Source organism: Moorena sp. SIO3B2 (assembly GCF_010692525.1).
Lineage (GTDB): Bacteria > Cyanobacteriota > Cyanobacteriia > Cyanobacteriales > Coleofasciculaceae > Moorena > Moorena producens.
On sequence record NZ_JAAHHE010000186.1, the window covers coordinates 9,526 to 12,614 of the forward strand.

The 3,089-nt window shown below is 43.5% G+C and carries 4 protein-coding genes; 1 reads left to right on the forward strand and 3 read right to left on the reverse strand.

Annotated features, from left to right (window positions below; translation table 11 throughout):
- From F6K38_RS26650 to F6K38_RS26660, 3 genes are all read right to left on the reverse strand, one after another.
- A partial coding sequence (locus F6K38_RS26650) for an anhydro-N-acetylmuramic acid kinase (RefSeq protein WP_287358080.1) occupies positions 1-558 on the reverse strand: 558 nt, incomplete at its 3' end.
- Positions 559-917: 359 nt separating this feature from the next.
- Positions 918-1,055: a hypothetical protein gene (locus F6K38_RS26655; RefSeq protein WP_009148804.1), complete on the reverse strand. Its 138-nt coding sequence runs from the start codon at positions 1,053-1,055 to the stop codon at positions 918-920.
- Positions 1,055-2,185, reverse strand: coding sequence for an amidohydrolase family protein (locus F6K38_RS26660; RefSeq protein ID WP_009148806.1), 1,131 nt, complete (start codon positions 2,183-2,185; stop codon positions 1,055-1,057). Before F6K38_RS26660 ends, F6K38_RS26655 begins: the two co-directional genes overlap by 1 nt.
- 268 nt (positions 2,186-2,453) lie before the next feature.
- On the opposite strand from F6K38_RS26660, the gene F6K38_RS26665 reads away from it, so the two are divergent.
- Positions 2,454-3,089, forward strand: a 636-nt coding sequence (locus F6K38_RS26665; protein WP_287358083.1) for a tetratricopeptide repeat protein, incomplete at its 3' end; no start/stop codon positions are given.

Here is a 3,089-nt window from a genome sequence, read left to right on the forward strand (position 1 = left end):
AGGTTGAAGGTTAGCAGGTTGAAGGTTAGCAGGTTGAAGGTTAGTAGGTTGAAGGTTAGCAGGTTGAAGGTTAGCAGGTTGAAGGTTAGCAGGTTGAAGGTTATCAGGTTGTTCGCCTTTGGCGTTCGAGTAGGGTAGGTTAGCAGGTTGCAGGTTGTCTGGAAAACTTTCAACTTTCAACCTGTCAACTTTCAACTCGGATGAACCTTGGCCAATAGGCCACGCTACCCGAACAACATTAACCCCTAATGGTCGATGGTATACTGTTTGACCATGGGAGCCAATTAACTCAGCGGGGGGATGACCACTCCCAATTGCCAATGCTGCTTGGGCAAATTGAAATGCGATCGCATCATCCAATGCTGCCAATGCTGCCATGGATAGGGGACTTCCAGCACAGACAGCTAGAATTTTTTCCCTGAGTTCAGTGGGGTAGCCATAGGTAGCACCAGCCAGTAGCTCAATCTTTAAATCTAAGTCTGAGCCAGAAATTTCTACTAGTGCAGCATCGATGCCATCTACAGATGTACCGCTCATTAAGCCAATTACACGGGTCATCTTAAAATTGTGTTGGGTTAAGGTAAGCTAAAAATACCAATATAGGAGAGATACTGCAACTTATGGGTAATGGATGTAACGGATAGGAGGAGAGGGAACATAAAAACAGGTTTATTTTTCGCCTTATGTTAGCTACTGACTAGTAATTAATGTTTAGTTAGTCTATCGTTAACTATTTATTGTTTATTTCTAATATTACCACCTAACAATAACAAAACCCCTAAGACTTTAAGCGCAGGAATCAAAATAACTTGCTAATAACTTTAGCTGAGCTATCTTAAGATTTGGGTAATTGTTGAATGTTGGCAGAAAGTGCAGCAAAAAAACCCTAAGCCCGAAGGAACGGCTCAGGGTGGTAATTAAATTTCATCTACTTCTTTTAACTCCACCATTCCTGCCACTGTCTCCGGAAAACAGAAACTCGAATCCTCCTTTTCCTCTTCCCGTCTTACCCTGCACCGAAGCGCTAGCGCGTCTATGGGCTTTTGCGGTTTCATCAAGAACCATTAGCCCCATAAAGCACACGAGCATTATCACACAAAATCCCCATAGCAACCGACTCCGCCTCCTTAGCAGTCAAATCCCCATCGTGAATCGCTCCCTCCAAAACCTGTGCCAATACTATCCGTGCCCACTTGGCTCCCAAGTAATATAATTCCGGGATATTGTGAGCATCAGAAGAATACATCAGTTTACTGGTTGGCACAAATTCCAATAACTGCTGCACTACGTTACGCATCCCAGCTACACTTAAAAAAGGCACCGCTAACCCGAAATCTAAATACACCTGAGGATAGACCGCTGCTAGATAACCAGCTTCTTGGGTATAGGGATAAGACCCATGCAGCAGGACAATCGGAGCGTTACGGAAGCGTTGGTCTTCCAAAAGCGAACGCATATAAACTGGATTAGCCAGCGGCAAGTCTAAATCTGGGTCACCAAACCCTGTATGAAACTGCACAGGTAGTCCATGTTTAGCCGCCATCTCTAGCGCTTGGGTAATCAAAAAATCAATTAAAGGCTTATCTACCAGCCGCAGGGGTTTTCCCCTCAAGACCTCTTGCTTGAAGGAATCAAAACATTCCTTAGCTACCTCCTGTGGTATCTGTTGGATATCCAAACCTGTACGATAGGCAGCAATACTCTTGAAGCCTACCACTCCTGGTGGTGGTGGGTCAATGTTGTAGCGGAAATGGTCTAGGAAGGTAGCAAAGTCATCTATCTCACGGATGAGATTTTCTGCTAGATATTCCAAACGAAGGATGTGCTTTACTGGCAGAAATTGTTCATGCCATTCTCTAGGAAGAATCTTATTTGGCAGAAAACCATCATCTAAGAAAATTGCTTCTAGTTGAGATGATTTAAAACACTGCTGGGTTAGTTTTTTTAATCCCAATTGCTGGCGACGTTCAAGAATTGCCTCTTCCTCTGGTTCACACTCTAAGAGTTGGGAAATATCCCGAAGGCTTCGTTTGTAGAAAAGGCTGTGACGGGCATGATGATTAATCATCTCAGGGTCATAGGCTTCACTGAAGAAGGCAGGATAGGGATAATTAGCAGCAGCTTCAGGAGTTAGCAGGTTGTGAGCGTGTTGGTCAATAGCGTTGATAGTCCACAGGTTAATCATTTCAGATGATTAGATGCTAGAGATAATTGTCTGGTAGTTAACGTAAAAAAAAGTTTATTGAACTACGAAGGCAGGAAGTACCCGAAGACGCCTAGGGTCTGTTTGGAGGATTGGTAGCGATCGCTTTAGTTGTTGGTGGGGTAAACCATTTGGATGGTGATACCTCTAACTGTGTATTTGGTAACTGTGTCTTTGCTAAGATTGCTGGTAATATTATGACTGTAATCCCTGATTTTAAGTCAACTAGAATACTGCTTAACCACCAAACATGAAAAATTTACCGTTTCAAGTAGTAGTATCCCTAGCTACTTTGATCACGACAAGTATGGCTAGTGCTAATGCTCAAACTGTCGTTGCTCAGATGGATTTTGACCACCGTAACGCCTCGACAGAGAAAGTTGCTGCACAAGGGAGAATGATCAATGAGTTGTGGCAACAAGCCAGTCAGTTACGAGGAATTGGTAAGTATAGTGAAGAGATAACGATACGGTCGCAGATTGTAAAACTTCAGCCAGACTCTTTCTTAGCTTGGTATTGGCGAGGGGATACGTTGAGTAGCTTGGGCCAGTACGAAGCCGCGATCGCTTCCTATGATCAAGCGATTAAAATTAAGCCCAATTACCTTTTAGCGTGGTTTGAGAAAGGCAAGGCAAACCATAAACTAAAACGATACGATGCGGTGATTACGGCCTGGAAGCAAGCAGTTTCAATTCAAGCCACATCAGAATTTGAACAGCAGTTGGTACAGACAATTATTCCCAAAAAAATTGCCAGTGTGCTGCTTTATGATTTGAAACGGTATTCTGAGGCGATCGCATTCTACAACCAAGTACTGGAAGTGGATGCCAAAGCTGCTTCAATTTGGATTGACCGAGGCACAGCTTTTTATCAACTCGGTCGATAT